Consider the following 17,654-nt stretch of genomic DNA (forward strand, 5'->3'; position numbering starts at 1 on the left):
TTCCTCTTCTCTGGGACAAACGGATGGATGCTGTGGGTCGGTGTCAGGCGGCGGCAGGGGCCGCGGCCTTCAGGGCTGCGCGCGATCGACGCTTCCCCGGCGTGGCGCGCACGCCGGCCGGGACCGCGGCGCGCTGGACGATGGCGAGGAGCAGGTCGATGACCAGGGCGAGCACGGCCACGAGGATCGCTCCCGCGAGCACCTGGTCGAACTTGCGCAGCGGGATGCCCTGGATGATCGGTTGGCCGAGGCCGCCGAGGTTGATGTAGGCGGCGATCGTGACCGTGGCGATCACCTGGAGGAGCGCCGCTCGAATGCCACCGACCAGCAGGGGCAGGCCGAGCGGAACCTCGACCTTCCAGAACACCTGCCATTCGGTCATGCCCATCGCCCTCGCGGAGTCGAGCACCCGACGGTCGATGGCCTCGAGGCCCGTATACGCGCCCGCGAGGAGGGAGGGGATGGCGAGGAGCACGAAGGTGATGATGGCGGCTTCGGGAACGCGGAGCACACCGAGCAGCAGCACCAACAGCACCATGAGACCGAACGAGGGAATCGCGCGGGCGGCGCCCGAGACGGCGACGGCGACCTCGCGGCCCCGGCCCGTGTGTCCGATGAGCCAGCCGAGCGGCAGCGCGATGACGGCGGCGATCAGCACCGAGATCAGCGTGAAGTACATGTGCTGACCGAACAGGATCGGCAGCGCATACGGGCCCTCCCACCGGTCGGGGGAGAAGAGCCAGGCGAACGCATCCGCGAAGACGTTCATGCGGCGGTCCTCAGGGTGAGCGGCTGCCGGGAGGACGGTGTCTTCGCCGCGCGCGTCCACGGCATCAGCGCGCGGCCGAGCAGCAGGAGCAGCAGGTCGATGACGAGCGCGATCACCACGACCGCCACGACGCCGGAGAACACCTCGGGGAGGATACGGCGCTGCAGACCGTCGGTGAACAGGTAGCCGAGGTTCTGCACCCCGACCAGGATGCCGACCGTGGCGAGGGAGATGGTGCTGACCGCCGCCACTCGCAGACCGGCGAGCACGACGGGACCCGCCAGCGGGAAGTCGACCGTCCAGAACCGACGGAATCCGCCGTAGCCCATCGCGGTGGCCGACTGCCGAATCGCGGGGTCGACCGAGTCCAGGCCGTCCGAGACGGCGCGCACCAGGATCGCGATGGCGTAGATCGTGAGTCCGATCACCAGGTTCACCGGACTCCTGGCGGAGTACCCCGCGACGGACGGAAGGAGGATCAGCAGCGCGAGCGACGGGATCGTGTACAACAGCCCGGTCAGGACGATCACCGGTCCCTTCACCAGCTGGTAGCGCCAGGCGAGCCAGCCCAACGGCAGCGACAGGACGAATCCGAGCACGATCGCGATCACGCTCTGCTGCAGGTGGATCACGGCGAGCTCGAGGATGAGGCCGAGATTGTCGACGACCCAGTTCACGGGGCGCCCTTCGTCGCGCTCTCCTCGCTCAGCAGCGCGTCGGTCACGGCATCCGGAACGTCGATGATCGAGCCCTGCGTGCGGCCGTCGGCATCGACCACCACGGTGCCGCGGGGCGTCTGCTTGAGATGCAGCGCCCGCTTGCCGCGGTCGGCGCCGATGAAGGCCGCCACGAAGTCGTCTACCGGGTTCTCGATGATCTCGCTCGGGCTGCCCACCTGCACGATGCGCGCGCCCTTGTCGAGGATGACGACCTGGTCGCCGAGCAGGAAGGCCTCGTCGATGTCGTGCGTGACGAACACGACCGTCTTGTCGAGTTCGCGCTGCAGCCGCAGGGTCTCCTGCTGCAGGTCGGCCCGCACGATGGGGTCGACCGCACCGAAGGGCTCGTCCATGAGCAGGATGTTCGGGTCGGCGGCGAGCCCGCGGGCCACGCCGACGCGCTGCTGCTGACCGCCCGAGAGCTGGCTCGGGTAGCGCTCGGCCAGCGCCTGGTCGAGCCCGACCGTGTCGAGCAGCTCGCGCGCCCGCTGGTGGGCAGCGGCCCTCTTCACCCCGGTGAGCCGCAGGACGGTGGCCACGTTGTCGATGACCGTGAAGTGCGGCATGAGCCCGGAGTTCTGCATGACGTAGCCGATGCGTCGGCGCAGGGCCACCGGGTCGCCGCCGAGCACGCTCTCGCCGTCGATCTCGACATCGCCGGAGGTGGGCTCGACCATGCGGTTGATCATGCGCAGCAGCGTGGTCTTGCCGCAGCCGGACGAGCCGACGAACACGGTGGTCTTGCGCGAGGGCAGCACCAGGCTGAAGTCGTCGACGGCGAGGGTGCCGTCGGGGAACCGCTTCGTGACGTTGCGGAACTCGATCATGGGCTGGTCTCCAGTAGGTCGATCGATGCGAGGGCGGGCGGGGCTACGGGCCGACCTCGACGCGGGGGTCGAAGGCCACGTATCCCGAGAAGTCCTTGCCCACGCGGTCGAACGCCGAGGGGTAGGGGTTCGGATACGACCAGGCGTAGTCGGTGTGGAGCTCACCCTCGGTCTGCACCGAGAAGTACTGCGCGGCGCCCTTCCACGGACAGGTGTACGCCGTGGGGCTCTCGACGAGCGCGCCGGAAGCGACGGATGCGGGTGGGAAGTACCAGTTCCCCTCGATGCGGACGAGTTCGCTCTCGTCGGCCTCGGCGATGACGGTTCCTGCGAGTACAGCCTTCATGGTCCTGCCTCCTCGGATGTGGGTTCGAGCGTATAAGACGGTGGCGACATCGGCCCGGCGGTTGCGCACGGGCCGTCAATGTGAGAAACAATCCGGATGCTGTTCGGTGTGCTTCCCCGAACGGATTGCCGCCGTGCGGATCAGGCGGAATCGCGTCCGTACTCCTCCAGCAGGCGCAGCCAGATCTCGCTGACGGTCGGGTACGACGGCACCGCGTGCCAGAGGCGGGCGATCGGCACCTCGCCCACGATGGCCACGGTCGCCGCATGCACGAGCTCCGCCACCTCGGGACCGACGAACGTCGCGCCCAGCACGACGTCGCGCTCGGTGTCGATCACGAGGCGCGCCTGGCCCTCGAAGCCGTCTTCGTAGAGGCTCGCGCCGGCGACCCAGCCCAGGTCGTAGTCGACGACCTTCACCTCTTTCCCGGCCTCGCGCGCAGCGGCCTCGGTGAGTCCGACCGAGGCGACCTCGGGGATCGAGAACGTGACCTGCGGGACGGCGGCCTGATCCGCGGTGGCGACGTGGCGGCCCCACGGTGCATCGTCGACGTCCGCACCCTTCGCGCGGGCGACGATCACGTCACCGGCGGCGCGCGCCTGATACTTGCCCTGGTGCGTGAGCAGCACGCGTCCGTTCACGTCGCCGACCGCGTACAGCCAGTCGGAGCCGGGAACGCGCAGGGTGTCGTCCGTCGCGATCCAGCGACCCGGTTCGAGGCCGACGACGTCGAGCCCGATGTCTCCGCTTCGCGCTGAGCGACCGGTCGCGGCGAGCACCTCGGTGGCGGTGATCTCCTCGCCCCCGTCGAGGGTGATGGTGACGCCCGTGTCACCACGGCGGACCGACGTGGTCCCGGTTCCGGTGCGCACGTCGACGCCGAGTTCCTTCAGCCCCGCGGCCACCCGCTCGCCGGCGAATGGCTCCATCCCGCCGAGAAGTCCGCTGCGGGCGATCACGGTCACGGTCGAGCCGAGCGCGGCGTACGCGGTCGCCATCTCGACGGCCACCACGCCTCCGCCGATCACGGCCAGGCTCTCCGGCAGCTCCTCGGCGCTGGTCGCCTCGCGGCTCGTCCACGGGGAGGCCTCGCGGAGCCCGTCGATGGGCGGGATGACGGCATCCGATCCGGTGCTGATCGCGACCGCGTGCCGGGCCCGGAGCACGCGCTCGGTGCCATCGGCATCCGTCACCGTCACCTCGCGCTCGCCCGTGAGCCTGCCGTGGCCGCGAGCCAGGTCGATGCCGGCCGAATCGAGCCACTTCACCTGCCCATCATCCGACCAGTTGCTGGTGAACGAGTCGCGGCGGTCGAAGACGGCCCGCACGTCGAGCTTGCCGGTCACGGCCTGAGAGGCGCCGGCCACGTGCTGCGCCGCGCGGAGGGCCTGCGCCGAACGCAGCAGCGCCTTCGACGGCATGCACGCCCAGTACGAGCACTCACCTCCGACGAGCTCGCTCTCCACGATGATCGCGGTGAGCCCACCCTGCACGACACGGTCGGCGACGTTCTCGCCGACAGGACCTCCGCCCAGGACGATCAGGTCGTACTCGTCGGTCTTCTCCGCAGCAGTCATGCGTCGCACCTCTCGTCGTCCGGTTCCGTCGTCCGGTTCCGTCGCCCAGTCTCGCTCAAGAGCAACGCCGAGTCACGGGTGACTTGTTCCCGACGGCGTGGCGTGCGAGTCCGAGGACCGGGCTGCCGGACCCGACGGGCGCCGCCGGGTTCACTTGTCGGACCGATTCACGGATGTCGGACGGATACCCGGCGTGTCGTCCGACATCCGTGCATCGGTCCGACGGATGGACCGGCGCGGGAGCGGATGCCGGGCGGGAGCGGATGCCGGGCGGGAGCGGATGCTGCTGCGGCGTGCGAGTCAGGCGGGGACGGGCTCCCGGCCCGGACGGGTGTCGGCGAAGGCACGCGGGTAGGCGCGACGCAGGGCGACGACGACGAGGGTGGCCGCGGTCACCTTGATCAGGTCTCCGGGGAGGAAGGCCAGGCTCGACAGCGCGGTGAGGTCGAGGGGAACGCCGGTCACGAGCGCCTGCACCGGGATGCCGAACGCGTAGACGACGAGAACGCCCCCGACGAGGGCGGACAGTGCGCTCCGCCACCAGGTGAAGCGCCCGGTCCGCAGGAGGAGACCGATCACGACGACGCCGACGATCCAGCCGATCATGTAACCCACGGTCGGTCCGACGAAGACACCGAGGCCACCGCGGCCTCCGGCCAGTACCGGGAGCCCCACCGCGGCGAGCGCCAGCACGACCGCGATCGACCAGGGAGCGACGCGCGGGCCGAGCACGAGACCGGCGAGCATGACACCGAGCGTCTGCCCCGTGATCGGCACCCCGCCCGGCAGCGGCACGACGACCGTGCCGAGCACGATGATGAGGGCGGCGAACACGGCCACCCGGCCGAGGGTCGCACTGGTGTCACGAGGGGATTCGGTCATCGTTCATCCTTCCTGAACGGTGTTCACCTGAACACCGTTCATCAGAGTACGGACGCGCCCCGCTCCGCGCAAATCACCCGGCGGCGGGAACCAGCACGACCTTCCCCTGCTGGCGACGATGCCCGATGGCGTCATGTGCGGCCGCTGCATCCTCGAGGCGATACTCGTCGACGGGCGGAGAGGTGCGCCCCGCGGCCAGGGCGGCGAGCGCTCGCGCCTCGAGCGCGCGCAGATCGGAGAGCGCACGCCCGAGAGGAACGGTGACGGTGAGAGACCCCCGGACGATGTCGTCCGAATCGAGGCGGAGGACCTCTCCGCTCGACCATCCGATGATCACGACGCGTGCACCGCGTCCGAGACTCTCGAGGCCCGCTCGGCCCACTGCTCCGCCGACCCCGTCGAGCAGCACCGACGGCCGCTCTCCGTCGAGGATCTCGATCATCCGCTCCGGCCACGAGCCGTCGTTCGCATCGAGCGGCACGAGCCTGCCCCGCGCGCGCTTCCCCCCGAGACCGAGGCGCTCGACCACGTCGCGCTTGGCCGGGCCTCCGTGGAGCGCGACGACCGTGGCGCCTTCGGACAACGCGAGTTGGACGAGTTGACTGCCGAGACCGCCCGATGCTCCGGGGATGACGACGATGTCGGTGGAGCGAATCGGCGCGGCGTCCCAGACGAGCTGGGCCGTCCGGCCCGTGCCGATGGTCGCGACCGCCTCCGAGAACGTCACACCCTCGGGGATCGGATGGAGCGCCGAAGCCGCTGCGAGGGCGAACTCGGCGTACCCGCCGCTGCGGAAGCCGACGTGGGCGACGACGCGCTCTCCCCCGAGACCCGCATCGACACCCGCCCCGACGGCATCGATGACGCCCGCGATCTCGCGCCCGGGCGTCATGGGCAGCGTCGGCCGCGGCATCGACGGCGGCACCGCATCACGCCGGATGTCGAGGTCGACGGCGTGCACACCTGCCGCGGCGACGCGCACGCGCACCTCTCCCTCTGCGGGCACAGGCAGCGGCACCTCCTCGATCCTCAGCACCTCGGATGCTCCGAACTCACGCTGCACGATCGCTCGCATGGTCTCCCTCTCCTGCTCTTCGGTGATCCCCGCATCCACGCTCATGCGGCCGCCCCCTCTTCATCGACGGATCCGACACGGATCCGCGGCGCGAGGACCGCCGCCGCGAAGGCGACGACCGCCGCCAGCACGAACACCCCGAGGAACGGATCCGCGGCAGCGAGCGCGGTGAACAACGTTCCGGTGATGGCCAGAGCCATGGCACTGCCGAACGAGTCGGCGACGGTCATCGCGCCGCTGTTGAAGCCCTGATTCTCCGGCGTCGACATCGCGAGCGTGAGGGCGCTGGTGCGCGGACTCATCAACCCCATCCCCATCCCCGCGATGACCCAGGCGACCGCGACCATCAGGGCGTCCCAGCGGAAGCCCGCGGTCGCAACCGTCAGCAGGATGCCGGCCAGTACGAGGATCGTCCCCAGCCGCACGGCCGTGACGCTCGAGAGCCGCACACCCATCCGCCCCTGGACGGTCGCGGCGAGAGACCAGGCGAGCGCGCCGCCGGTGAGAGAGAGTCCCGCGAGCGTCGGCGAGAGCTCATAGCGATCGGTCAGCAGATAGGGCAGGTAGACCTGTGCGCCGAAGAACCCGGCGGCGGCCACCCCGCGGACGAGGATGACCGAGGGCAGCCCTCGCCGGGCGCGAAGGGTGCCGCGCGGGACCAGTGGGCGCACCGCGATGAGGGCAACCACCACGGCCATGAGCGCCAGCACCGGCCCGACCCCGGGGATGTCGCCGACCAGGTTCAGCGCGAGCACGGCGACGGCGGCCAGCACCGACCAGCCGAGCCTCCCGAACGCCCAGGGCGTCGACGCATCGCCGTCGTTCGCGAGCCCGCGCAGGGCGGGGATGACCATGAGCAGCGCCACGAGCACGAGGATGACGACACCGAGGAAGACCCAGTGCCAGCTCCAGAGCTCGGTCACCGCTCCCGCAACCGTCGGACCGATGAGCGAGGGGATGACCCAGGCGGCCGCGAACCCGGCGAAGATCGCCGGGTGCAGCGCCTGCGGGTAGACACGGGCGACCACGACGTAGAGCGCGACCATGAGCCCTCCGCTGCCGAGCCCCTGCGCGAACCTGCCCGCCACGAGGACCTCCATGCTCGGCGCGAGCCCCGCGACGAGCAGCCCGACGACGAACATCGCGACGGCCGTGTAGAGCGGAGCCACCGGGCCACGACGATCGGCCCAATTCCCCGCGATCACCATGCCGATGACCCCGGTGGCGAGGGGTCCGGCGAATGCGAGCGCATACAGCCGCTCGCCGCCGAGATCGGCGCTCACCGTCGGCATGACCGTGGTCACGGCGAGCGACTCGAACGCCCCGAGGAACACGAGCGCGCACGCACCGATGGTGATCCAGACGTACTCGCTGTTCAGGATGCGCGGTGCGGGTGCGGCCGGCGCGGGCGTCTGCCCGGTCTCTGTGGTCATGGAGACGACGCTAGAACCTCAAGTGAGGTCGAGGTCAAGCGCGGGTTTCGCGAGTGCGACTGCGGGGCTTCAGCGCACGGGCAGGAAGTGCGTCGGCGTCGGGACCTGCGCCTCATGACGGATGCCGAGCGGCGCACCCGTGCGCTCGTCGAGGTCGAGCAGGGTGATCGTGTCGGAGCGCTGGCCGGCGACGAGCAGCTTGCCCTCGTGCACCAGGTGGTGGCGCGGCCAGTCGACGCCCGCATCAGCGAGCGCCACGGACTCGAGGGCCTCGCCCCCGCCGCGCACGCGCAGCGCCGCGATCGTGTTGCTTCCGCGCAGGGCCGTGTAGAGGAAGTGTCCGTCGCGAGTGCGGGCGAGCTCGGCCGGGAAGTCCGTGCCCACCTCGGCGATCGGGCTCGCCATGGTCACCGACACGACACTCCAGGTGCCGTTCGCCGCGCGAGCGAGCGTGAACACCTCGCACGAGTACTCGGTCACCACGTGCAGGTGCCCGCTGGGGTGCACGACCATGTGCCGCGGTCCGGTTCCGAGGGGCAGCACGACCTCGTGATCGAGGGTCAGACCGGTGCCGCTCTGCCGCCAGAACCGCACGAGGTCGAATCCGAGGTCGGTCGTGGCGATGCGGCCGTCGGGAAGGAACACGGCGGCGTGGGCGCGCGAGACGCGGTCGCCGCCGACTGCATACGGGTCGACGGCCGCGACGCCGTCGCCGGGAGGAGTCGCGGCCGGAGCATCCGGGTCGACGTCGTCACCGAACAGGGCCGCACGGAGAGCTGCGGCGGCATCTGGCTTCGCGGGCAGGATGCGCCCCTCCGGATCGAGGTCGAACCGCACCACGCGGCCGTCGCCGTAGCAGCTGGCGACCAGCGCCGAGCCGTTCGGGGCGACCGCCACGTGACACACGTACTGCCCGACCGCCGCGGGGGCGCCCAGCGGAGCGAGCACCCCTTCACCGGTGCGGACGAACGCCTGCACCGCTGCGTCGCCTTCGAGCGCCGCGTAGACGACGTCGAGGGACGGATGCTGCGCCAGCCACGACGGCGAGGGCGTCGCCACGACGGCACCGCGGTAGGCGAGCGTGCTGGCCTCACGGCCCTCATCCCCCGCGAGCAGGCCGATGCCCTCGGCCTGCCCATCCATGCCGGGGCCGTAGCCGCCGAGCCAGAATCGCGTCATGGAGCGCCGGGTCAGTCGAGCAGGCCGTGGCGGACGACGACCTGGTCGCGCTCGGGGCCGACCCCGATCACCGAGATGCGGGTGTTGCTCATCTTCTCGAGCGCGAGCACGTAGTCCTGCGCGTTCTTCGGCAGGTCCTCGAAGCTGCGTGCGACCGAGATGTCCTCGCTCCACCCGGGGAAGTACTCCAGAATCGGCTTCGCGTGGTGGAAGTCGGTCTGGTTGACCGGCACCTCGTCGAACCGCTCACCGTCGACGTCGTAGGCCACGCACACCGGGATCTCCTCGAGACCGGTGAGGATGTCGAGCTTGGTGAGCACCAGGTCGGTGATGCCGTTGATGCGGGTCGCGTAGCGGGTGATGGGCGCGTCGTACCAGCCCACGCGGCGCGGACGGCCGGTCGTGGTGCCGAACTCGAAGCCCTGCTTGCGCAGCCACTCGCCCTGCTCGTCGAACAGCTCGGTCGGGAACGGGCCGGAGCCCACGCGGGTCGTGTACGCCTTGACGATGCCGACGATGCGGTCGAGCGCGCCGGGGCCGACTCCTGCGCCGGTCGCAGCCCCGCCGGCCGTGGCCGAAGAGGAGGTGACGAACGGGTAGGTGCCGTGGTCGATGTCGAGCATGGTGGCCTGGCCGCCCTCGAACACGACGACCTCGCCGCGGTCGAGCGCCTGGGCGATCAGGTAACCGGTGTCGGCGACCATCGGCCGCAGCCGCTCGGCGTAGGAGAGCAGGTCTTCGACGACCTCGTCGGCGGTGATCGCGCGACGGTTGAAGATCTTCACCAGCAGGTGATTCTTCTGGTCGAGTGCGCCCTCGACCTTCTGGCGCAGGATGTTCTCGTCGAACAGGTCCTGCACGCGGATGCCGACGCGGTTGATCTTGTCGGCGTAGGCCGGACCGATGCCGCGACCGGTCGTGCCGATCATGCGCTTGCCGAGGAAGCGCTCGGTGACCTTGTCGAGCGTGCGGTGGTACTGCGTGATGATGTGCGCGTTGGCGCTGACCTTGAGCCGCGACACGTCGATGCCACGAGCGGAGAGCGCCTCGAGCTCGAAGAACAGCACCTCGAGGTCGACGACCACGCCGTTGCCGATCACGGGCGTCACACCCGGAGAGAGGATGCCGGAGGGCAGCAGGTGCAGGGCGTACTTCTCGTCGCCGACGACGACGGTGTGCCCGGCGTTGTTGCCGCCGTTGAACTTCACCACCCAATCGGTGCGCTCACCGAGAAGATCGGTGGCCTTGCCCTTTCCTTCGTCGCCCCACTGCACGCCGACGATAACGATTCCTGGCATGGGTATCCCCCTGGCTTTCGCCGGGTTCGCACCGGCTGATGAGCTGGCCCTCTTCGGGCGGTCCCATCCTATCGAAGGGTTCCCCGACGCCCTTCCGGACGTCTTCCCTGCAGACCGGCGGGAAAGCGACGGCGGTTGGCACTTCGGGTGGTCGACCGATGTCCGAAGCCCCTGCGAGGATCGAAGGATGTCAACAGCCGCATCCGGCGACCCCGGGATCCGCACCGACGCCGGGGCACCGAAGGCACAGGGGCCGCTCGTGCTCATCGCCGCGCTGGTCACGGTGGTGCTCTGGGCCTCCGCCTTCATCGGCATCCGCGGAGCCGGCCCGCACTACGACCCGGGTGCTCTCGCACTGCTGCGGATGGCGGTGGGCACCGTCGTGCTGACTCTCATCGCGCTGCGGCACGGCATCCGTCTTCCCGAGCGCCGCCACTGGCTGCTCATCGCGGTGTGGGGCGTCGGCTGGTTCTGCGTCTACAACCTCGCCCTGAACAGCGCAGAGCTCACGCTCGACGCCGGCACCGCCGCGATGGTCGTCAACCTCGCACCCCTCATGGTCGTGGTCTTCAGCGGCCTGTTCCTGCGCGAGGGCTTCCCGAAGCCGCTCGTGATCGGGGCGCCCATCGCGTTCCTCGGTGTCGTCCTGATCGGCATGAACTCCTCCACCAGCGCGGGACCAGACATCACGGGGCTGCTGCTCGCCCTCCTCGCCGCGGTCATGTACGCCGGATGCACGCTCGTGCAGAAGCGCCTGCTCACCTCGGGCGTCGATCCGACCACGCTGACCTGGCTCGGCGCGATCGCCGGCACCGTCGCGCTGCTGCCATGGATCGGGAAGCTCATCGACGCCCTGCAGACCGCACCCCTGGATGCGACGCTGTGGGTCGTCTACCTCGGCATCTTCCCGACCGCGATCGCCTTCACGACCTGGGCGTACGTGCTGCAGCGCAGCACCGCGGGGCAGACCTCGGCGACCACCTATGTGGTCCCGGCCATCGCGATCCTGATGTCGTGGGCGATCCTCGGCGAGGTGCCGACACCGCTGATGTTCCTGGGCGGCGCGCTCTGCCTGCTCGGCGTGCTCATCACGCGGCTGCGGTGGGGTCGGCGCACCTGATCGCGGTCTCGTGCCGCAGAACTGCACGGATGTCGCAGGGAACCCGGGGAACTCTGCGACATCGATGCGTTTCTGCGACCCGCGGCCTGCGCCCCCTCACCGCCCGGTGATGACTCCGCGCGCGATGCCGAGCTCGGCGAGCCGCGAGGCCGCTAGAGTCCGCTTGAGCTCGAGTGACTCCCCGATCTCAGCGGCCAGGCGCGGACGCGTGCGGATCAGCGCATCGATCGTTGTCAGCGGCAGCACGACCACGGTCAGGATCTCTCCCGCCACCGTCACGGCCTGCGTGCGCTCGCGGGTGAGAGCGGTCTGCCCGATGAGATCGCCCTTCTCCGCGGCGGCGAACTCCACCCGGCCGTCGTCGACCTCGAGGGCGAGCATCGCACGGCCTGAAAGCACGACACGCACCTCGTCGGGCACGACCCCGCTGGGCATCACGATCTCGCCGACGCCGTAGCGCTCCAGCCGGGCATCCGAGAGGATCGCCTCGATGTCGTCGTCGCGCAGGTGCAGGGTCGGCGCGATCTCCTGCATCGCCTCGACCAGGCGCTGCGGCTCGGCGAGCGGATCGGTCGAGTCGCCGTCGAGCGCGAACCCACGGCGTCGCGCGGCGTACCAGAGCCAGGAGAGGTACATGGACAGCGCGCGGGAGGCATCGGCCGGCCCCGCGACGGGGATCGATACGGAGTACGCGCCGGCTCCCGAGTAGTCCACCGTCGCCCGCTGCCGCTGCAGCCGCATCGGCAACGAGTCCGCCACCTCGACGAGCAGCGCCATCACCTCATGTGGCGGGTCGTCGGTCGAGAAGGTCACGGCGGCCTCGGCCGAGTACGGCCCCTCCGGCTCGCTCAGGTTCGTGAACGACGCCCCCGAGAGCGAGGAGTTCGGCACGATCTGGATGCCCGAGCCCGTGTCGATGTGCACCGCGCGCCAGTTCACCTCGACGACCCGGCCCCGGACCCCCGCGGCATCCAGCCAGTCACCGATCTTGAACGGCTGCTCGAACAGCAGCAGCAGGCCCGAGATCACACCGCCGACCGCGTTCTGCAGGGCGAGACCGATCACGATCGACCCGACGCCGAGCGCGGTGAACAGCCCGCCCACGTCGGCATCCCACACCCACGAGAACAGCAGCGCGAGTCCGACGCCGACCAGGACGAGTCGGCCGATCTCCACGAAGATCGACGGGATGCGCTCGCGCCACGAGCCCGGCTTCGCGTTGGCGAACAGGGCCACGTTGAACGCCGACAGCACGAGCAGGATCACGAGGAACCCGAACACCGTCGCCACCACGCGCGTCCACACCTGATCCGCCGGCGACTGGATCGCGAAGATCAGCAGGGCGAACAGCGCACCGACCGGGATGACCCAGTTGCGCAGCATCCGCAGCGGCTTCGCGACCGGGTTCCCCCGGCGGGTCAGCGCGCCGATCAACTCGGTGAGGACGACCAGCAGCACGGGCACACCGACGGCGAGCGTGAGTACCCACCAGCCCCACCCGCCCGTGAACACGTCGCCCATGATCAGACCACCTTCCACACGGTCTCGGTCCTGCCCTGCGTCTCCACCGTCCCCGCTTCGACGTAGGTGACCAGCTCCTGGGTGCGGTCGCGCACGGTCTGGCTCACGTAGATGCCGGGTTCGCCGCTGACCGAGCGCACCCGGTAGGCGAGGTTCACGGCGTCACCCCACAAGTCGTAGGCGAGGCTGGTGCGCGCGACGAGACCGCTGGTCACGGTGCCGGTGTCGACACCGGCACGCAACGAGATCTGGGTGCCGTTCTGCGCGTTGAAGCGCTCGATCACCCCGAGCAGGTTGCGGGCGAAGTCGACGGTGCGGCGGATGTTGTCGACCCGGGGCACGATCAGCCCCGACGACGCGAGATACCCGCCGCGCAGCGTGCGCACCTTCTCGACGCCCGCCTTCTCGGCTGCCTCGTCGAACCCGCGCATCAGCGTGTTGAGGAGGCCGATCTCCTCCTCTGCGCTCATGTCGCGCGTGAGGTCATCGAACCCGACCAGCTCGGCGAACACGACGGACACGTTCTCGTGCGCCTCGGTGATCGCCTCGTCACCCTGCTTGTACTTCGTGGCGACGCTCGCCGGCATCAACGTGTGCAGCAGCTTCTCGTTCTCCTTCTGCTGCTCCTCGATCAGCTCCTGTTTGATGCGCAGACTCGAGGCCATGTCGTTGAAGGCGTTGCCGAGGTCGCCGAACTCGTCGCGCGAGCTCTGCGGCACCTGCACGTCGAGGTCGCCCTCCGCGACCCTGTGCACGGCGCCGACGAGCCGGTGGATCGGTCGGGTGAACACCTGCGCGAGCAACAGCGACAACAGGGAGACACCGAGCATGATCCCGAGCAGCGATAGCAGCACGTTGCGGGTGAAGACGTTCACCGGCTCGAAGGCCTCCGCGGTGTCGATCCGCGCGATCACCACCCAGTCGAGACCTTCGATCTCGAGCGGAGCGTACGCGGTGACACTCTCACCGCCGATGAAGTCCCGCCCGATGACCGTGCCGCTGCGGCCCGCCTGTGCCTCCTGCACGGCCTTGGTGTCGACCGGCTGCAGCAGAACTGTGCCCTTGATGGCGCCGATGCGGTCGACGATCGTGGGCGCCATCCCTCCGCTGATGAGGCGCTTGACGTAGTCCTCGGGATCTTCGACGAGCCGCCGAGCGGTGCTGCGCATCAGGTCGTCGCGTCCGACGAGGTAGACCTCGCCGGTATCGCCGAGGCCCTGTGCCTTCCAGTCCTCGCTACCGGTCATCACGTCGTTGATCGTGTCGATCGAGATCTGGAACGCCATGGCACCCGTCACTCCGTTGTCGTTGCCGACCGGAGAGACGACCCACATCGCGGGGACGTTGAGCGAGGGGATCCACCGATCGAAGTCCGTGAGGACGACGGTGTTGACGGAGTTCGTCGCGATCGCTTCGGCATACGCCTTCGACAGAGCGGAATCGCGGTAGGGCCCGGTCAGGAGGTTCGTGCCGAGCTCGACCCCCTTGTAAGCGGAGTAGGTGACATCGCCGTCGAGATTGAGCAGCAGGGCATCCTCGTATCCGGCTTCCTGCACCAGGCGCGTGAAGTAGTCGCCGTACCGTCCGGTCGCGGCCGAGTAGCCGGTACCGTCGCCGCTGTCGTTGAGTGCGAGCTGGGCGTCGTAGTCGGCGTCGAAGTCCTCGTTGCCCGTGACGTACTCCGACTGCACGTACTGTCCGGCACTGGTCTCCGGGATGAATGCGGTGTCGCCGTACTCTTCGCCGGAACGCCCCTCGAGCTCGGGGATGAAGACGTCCTGGTAATAGGCCTCCACCGCTTCGCGCCGGCTCTCGTCGAGCTCCACGTCGGCGAGATCGGCGAAGCCCGCATTGACCGCCGTCGACATGTTCTGCGCGCTGAGGTTCCGCGAGTGCAGGGAGGCATCGCGACGAACGCTCTCCATGAACGTCGTGACCTCGGCCGCCCGCATCGAGCGGATCGTGATGAGCTGATCCACCGCCGAGTCGTGCAGGGATTGGCGCCCGTTGATGAAGCCGATGGCTCCCACGATCACGGATGACACGAGGCTCACCGCCAGCAGCATGATGAGGAGTTTCGACTGGATGCTGAGGCCGGCTCGCCGGAACCGCCCCTTCTTCACCACACCCGCATCGACCGTGCCGTTACCGCTGTCGCTCATCTGCCCCTCCGCCATGCGCGCACCTGCGTGATCGGTCCGACGATATCGATATATCGGTCCCGCGGTCTATGGAAACCTGCCACTACAGTTGCGACCGGAGGCGAACATGACGACGACCTGGTGGCCCTACCTGCGCATCGCCGCAGCCGTTCTGGCTGTCGCCGCGATCGTGGCGCAGCTCATCCGCTCCCTCGAGATCGCGGGAGCGGCGACGACCGAGTGGGGCGCGCACCTGCCCACCGTCATCGCGAACTTCTTCAGCTTCTTCACGATCGAGTCGAACGTGCTGGCCGCGGTCGCGCTCGCGTGCGGTGGCATCTGGGCCCTGACGCAGCGGAGCACGACGACGGCCGAGCCCCGCTGGCTGGCGGTCCTGCTGATGTGCGCGAGCACCTACATGATCGTCACGGGAGTCGTCTACAACCTGCTGCTGCGCGGCATCGAGCTGCCCCAGGGTTCCACCGTCGGCTGGTCCAACGAGGTGCTCCACGTCGTCATCCCGATCATCATGCTTGCCGACGTCCTCTTCGCGCCGCGGCGTCGGGCTCTCGGATGGGGCGCCGTCGGCATCGCCGCGATCTTCCCGATCGTCTGGGTGATCTACACCCTGATCCGCGCGAACCTGGTGATCGCACCGGCGACGGGGAACACGTACTGGTACCCGTACCCGTTCCTCGACCCCCGACTGAGCGGCGGCTTCGTCGGGGTTTCTCTCTACGTGCTCCTGATCGCCGCGATCATCATCGGCGCCGCCGCCCTCGTGGTCTGGGTCGGCCGTCGTCGCGCGACCGTGTCGGACTCGACGGCCGACGCCACCGTGCCGCCCGCCGACCTCGCGCTCTGACGTCGCGCTCTGACGCCGCGCGTGAGGCGGAGATCTCGCCGTAGGGCGGAGGTTTCCGGACGAAACCTCCGCCCTACGGGGAGAATCCCACCCCACACCCCGCATGCACGGGAGGGGCGAGCGGACGGTCAGACGGTGGCGAGAGCCTCGCGGTCGTCGTCGCGCGGCTGCCCCGCGATGAGGCGCGCCGGCTCGACGGCATCCGGATCCACATCGAGGTACCGCTCGAGGGAGTCGTCGAGCTCTTCGAGCCACGGCGTGTGGTGCACGACCGCGAGCGTGCCGGTCATGACCGACTCGTAGACGCGGTCGCGGTAGCCCATGATGTCGTCCTGCTTGTCGTGCTTCCACGCGAGGAAGATCTCGACGACCCGGTCGATGTCGAACTCCGGGTAGTCGGTGAGCTCCAGCAGGTCGCGGATGTAGTCGGCTTGGAAGCGGATCTCCGCAGCCGCCGAGTCGATCTGCCCGAATCGCGCGCGCCACTCGGCGATGGATGCGGCGCGCTCGGCCTCATCCGGCAGCACGATGCGGCCGAGGATCAGGTCGCGCACGAACCAGGCCTGCACGTCGAACATGTTGAACGTGAACCACTGGTCCTGCGCGCCGAGGTAGGTCAGACGCGGATTGCCCTGCCAGACCACGCCGCGGTAGAGACCGTCGGGGTAGACGTTGTTCGGCGACGACAGCGCCAGGTCATCGGGGAGGAACGGGTACTTGTGCAGGTACCCGGTGCACATGATCACGGCATCCACACGCTTCGAGGTGCCGTCGGCGAAGAACACGACGTCGCCCTCGAACCGCTCGACGACCGGGCGCTCCTCGATGCCGTCGGGCCAGTCGTAGCCCATCGGCGCCGAGCGGAAGCTCGCCGTCACCGAGCGCGCGCCCATCTTGAACGCCTGGCTGCCGATGTCCTCCGCCGAGTAGCTCGCGCCGATCACGAGCACGTCCTTGTCGGCGAACGCCTCGGCGCCACGGAAGTCATGGGCGTGGCTGATGTAGCCGGGGAAGGTCTCGATACCGGCGAAGTCCGGCATGTTCGGGAAGGAGAAGTGCCCGCTGGCGACGATGACGCGGTCGAACTCCTCCACGGTCGACACACCGGTGGGCAGGTTCTCGCTGGTGAGCGTGAAGATCTCGCGCTCGCTGTCGAACTCGATCCAGCGCACCACGGTCTGGAAGCGGATCAGGTCGCGCACGTCGCTCTTCTCCAGGCGGCCGGCGATGTAGTCCCACAGCACCGGACGCGGCGGATACGAGGAGATGGGACGGCCGAAGTGCTCGTCGAAGCTGTAGTCCGCGAACTCCAGCGCCTCCTTCGGGCCGTTCGACCACAGGTTGCGGTACATGCTGGAGTGCACCGGCTCGCCGAACTCGTCGAGTCCCGTGCGCCAGGTGAAGTTCCACTGTCCGCCCCAGTCGGCCTGCTTCTCGAAGCAGACCAGTTCGGGGATGTCCGCCCCCGCGCGGCCCGCGGACTCGAAGGCCCGCAGCTGCGCCATACCCGAGGGGCCGGCGCCGATGATCGCTACTCGTTCTCTGCTCGTCACGTATCGTCCTCATACTCTTCAGTCATGTATCGGTCAGCGGCCGCATCCGAGCGAGGAACAGGTCTGTCCCGGTGGGAGCGAAAAGCTCGACCTGCCCGGAAAGCGGCTGCCCTTCGACGGTATCAGTGTCGGTCGCGGGTGCCGGCGGGTGGGGGCACGCCCGGGGCGGAGATCTCGACGTGGGGCGGAGCGTTCGCGATGAGAGCTCCGCCCGACGGGGAGAATCCCGCCCCACAGGCGCAGCTATTACGCTGGTCCGCGGGGGGACGCGCCGCGCTCCTCAGGAGGAGAGAGCATGCATGACCTGAACGCCGCATCCCCGTATCCGGCCGCGCCTCCGCCCCCGCCC

The 17,654-nt window shown here is 69.3% G+C and carries 15 protein-coding genes; 2 read left to right on the forward strand and 13 right to left on the reverse strand.

Annotation, left to right across the window (positions count from 1 at the left end; all coding sequences use genetic code 11):
* Nucleotides 1-43: 43 nt before the first annotated feature.
* The 10 genes from BQ2383_RS10275 to BQ2383_RS10320 all read right to left on the reverse strand — a co-directional run bounded on the left by BQ2383_RS10275 (nt 44) and on the right by BQ2383_RS10320 (nt 10,105).
* The gene (locus tag BQ2383_RS10275; protein ID WP_091033441.1) at nt 44-769 is read right to left on the reverse strand and encodes an ABC transporter permease; all 726 of its coding nucleotides are present in this window, start codon (nt 767-769) and stop codon (nt 44-46) included.
* Nucleotides 766-1,446, reverse strand: a complete 681-nt coding sequence (locus BQ2383_RS10280; RefSeq protein WP_091033396.1) for an ABC transporter permease — start codon at nt 1,444-1,446, stop codon at nt 766-768. The genes BQ2383_RS10275 and BQ2383_RS10280 overlap by 4 nt, the downstream gene beginning before the upstream one ends.
* On the reverse strand, nt 1,443-2,315 hold the full coding sequence (locus BQ2383_RS10285; RefSeq protein WP_091033398.1) for an ABC transporter ATP-binding protein: 873 nt from the start codon (nt 2,313-2,315) through the stop codon (nt 1,443-1,445). Before BQ2383_RS10285 ends, BQ2383_RS10280 begins: the two co-directional genes overlap by 4 nt.
* Nucleotides 2,316-2,358: 43 nt before the next feature.
* Nucleotides 2,359-2,661, reverse strand: coding sequence for a DUF427 domain-containing protein (locus BQ2383_RS10290; protein ID WP_091033401.1), 303 nt, complete (start codon nt 2,659-2,661; stop codon nt 2,359-2,361).
* 140 nt (nt 2,662-2,801) lie between these two features.
* Entirely contained in the window at nt 2,802-4,238 is a 1,437-nt protein-coding gene (locus BQ2383_RS10295) for a dihydrolipoyl dehydrogenase family protein (protein ID WP_091033404.1), read from the reverse strand.
* A gap of 300 nt (nt 4,239-4,538) precedes the next feature.
* Entirely contained in the window at nt 4,539-5,120 is a 582-nt protein-coding gene (locus BQ2383_RS10300; RefSeq protein WP_091033407.1) for a biotin transporter BioY, read from the reverse strand.
* A gap of 73 nt (nt 5,121-5,193) precedes the next feature.
* Nucleotides 5,194-6,240 carry an alcohol dehydrogenase catalytic domain-containing protein gene (locus BQ2383_RS10305; protein ID WP_205828766.1) on the reverse strand — a complete coding sequence of 349 codons (1,047 nt, stop codon included), beginning with the start codon at nt 6,238-6,240 and terminating at the stop codon, nt 5,194-5,196.
* Complete coding sequence (locus BQ2383_RS10310) at nt 6,237-7,628, reverse strand: MFS transporter (RefSeq protein WP_091033410.1); 1,392 nt, start codon at nt 7,626-7,628, stop codon at nt 6,237-6,239. The genes BQ2383_RS10305 and BQ2383_RS10310 overlap by 4 nt, the downstream gene beginning before the upstream one ends.
* A 69-nt stretch (nt 7,629-7,697) precedes the next feature.
* On the reverse strand, nt 7,698-8,807 hold the full coding sequence (locus BQ2383_RS10315; RefSeq protein WP_091033412.1) for a lactonase family protein: 1,110 nt from the start codon (nt 8,805-8,807) through the stop codon (nt 7,698-7,700).
* A gap of 11 nt (nt 8,808-8,818) precedes the next feature.
* On the reverse strand, nt 8,819-10,105 hold the full coding sequence (locus BQ2383_RS10320) for an adenylosuccinate synthase (protein ID WP_091033415.1): 1,287 nt from the start codon (nt 10,103-10,105) through the stop codon (nt 8,819-8,821).
* 187 nt (nt 10,106-10,292) lie between these two features.
* Between BQ2383_RS10320 and BQ2383_RS10325 the strand changes: the two genes are divergently transcribed.
* The gene (locus tag BQ2383_RS10325; protein ID WP_091033418.1) at nt 10,293-11,225 is read left to right on the forward strand and encodes a DMT family transporter; all 933 of its coding nucleotides are present in this window, start codon (nt 10,293-10,295) and stop codon (nt 11,223-11,225) included.
* Between the two features lie 96 nt (nt 11,226-11,321).
* Here BQ2383_RS10325 and BQ2383_RS10330 read toward each other — a convergent pair whose 3' ends face one another.
* Nucleotides 11,322-12,746: a mechanosensitive ion channel domain-containing protein gene (locus BQ2383_RS10330; protein ID WP_091033420.1), complete on the reverse strand. Its 1,425-nt coding sequence runs from the start codon at nt 12,744-12,746 to the stop codon at nt 11,322-11,324.
* A 2-nt stretch (nt 12,747-12,748) separates the two neighbouring features.
* On the reverse strand, nt 12,749-14,908 hold the full coding sequence (locus BQ2383_RS10335) for an adenylate/guanylate cyclase domain-containing protein (protein WP_140403336.1): 2,160 nt from the start codon (nt 14,906-14,908) through the stop codon (nt 12,749-12,751).
* 106 nt (nt 14,909-15,014) lie between these two features.
* Here BQ2383_RS10335 and BQ2383_RS10340 point away from each other — a divergent pair, with 106 nt between their 5' ends.
* Nucleotides 15,015-15,752 carry a Pr6Pr family membrane protein gene (locus tag BQ2383_RS10340; RefSeq protein ID WP_091033425.1) on the forward strand — a complete coding sequence of 246 codons (738 nt, stop codon included), beginning with the start codon at nt 15,015-15,017 and terminating at the stop codon, nt 15,750-15,752.
* A gap of 128 nt (nt 15,753-15,880) precedes the next feature.
* Here BQ2383_RS10340 and BQ2383_RS10345 read toward each other — a convergent pair whose 3' ends face one another.
* A complete protein-coding gene (locus BQ2383_RS10345; RefSeq protein WP_279627350.1) occupies nt 15,881-17,305 on the reverse strand; it encodes an NAD(P)/FAD-dependent oxidoreductase in 1,425 nt (474 codons plus the stop codon).
* Nucleotides 17,306-17,654: the final 349 nt, after the last annotated feature.

The organism is Microbacterium oxydans (assembly GCF_900095745.1).
Lineage (GTDB): Bacteria > Actinomycetota > Actinomycetes > Actinomycetales > Microbacteriaceae > Microbacterium > Microbacterium oxydans_B.

Bases quoted from the DNA above. Each gene is read 5' to 3' on its own strand.
- BQ2383_RS10275 (WP_091033441.1), bottom strand. From the start codon at position 769: ATGAACGTCTTCGCGGATGCGTTCGCCTGGCTCTTCTCCCCCGACCGG.
- BQ2383_RS10285 (WP_091033398.1), bottom strand. From the start codon at position 2,315: ATGATCGAGTTCCGCAACGTCACGAAGCGGTTCCCCGACGGCACCCTC.
- BQ2383_RS10290 (WP_091033401.1), bottom strand. From the start codon at position 2,661: ATGAAGGCTGTACTCGCAGGAACCGTCATCGCCGAGGCCGACGAGAGC.
- BQ2383_RS10295 (WP_091033404.1), bottom strand. From the start codon at position 4,238: ATGACTGCTGCGGAGAAGACCGACGAGTACGACCTGATCGTCCTGGGC.
- BQ2383_RS10300 (WP_091033407.1), bottom strand. From the start codon at position 5,120: ATGACCGAATCCCCTCGTGACACCAGTGCGACCCTCGGCCGGGTGGCC.
- BQ2383_RS10305 (WP_205828766.1), bottom strand. From the start codon at position 6,240: ATGAGCGTGGATGCGGGGATCACCGAAGAGCAGGAGAGGGAGACCATG.
- BQ2383_RS10310 (WP_091033410.1), bottom strand. From the start codon at position 7,628: ATGACCACAGAGACCGGGCAGACGCCCGCGCCGGCCGCACCCGCACCG.
- BQ2383_RS10315 (WP_091033412.1), bottom strand. From the start codon at position 8,807: ATGACGCGATTCTGGCTCGGCGGCTACGGCCCCGGCATGGATGGGCAG.
- BQ2383_RS10320 (WP_091033415.1), bottom strand. From the start codon at position 10,105: ATGCCAGGAATCGTTATCGTCGGCGTGCAGTGGGGCGACGAAGGAAAG.
- BQ2383_RS10325 (WP_091033418.1), top strand. From the start codon at position 10,293: ATGTCAACAGCCGCATCCGGCGACCCCGGGATCCGCACCGACGCCGGG.
- BQ2383_RS10330 (WP_091033420.1), bottom strand. From the start codon at position 12,746: ATGGGCGACGTGTTCACGGGCGGGTGGGGCTGGTGGGTACTCACGCTC.
- BQ2383_RS10335 (WP_140403336.1), bottom strand. From the start codon at position 14,908: ATGAGCGACAGCGGTAACGGCACGGTCGATGCGGGTGTGGTGAAGAAG.
- BQ2383_RS10340 (WP_091033425.1), top strand. From the start codon at position 15,015: ATGACGACGACCTGGTGGCCCTACCTGCGCATCGCCGCAGCCGTTCTG.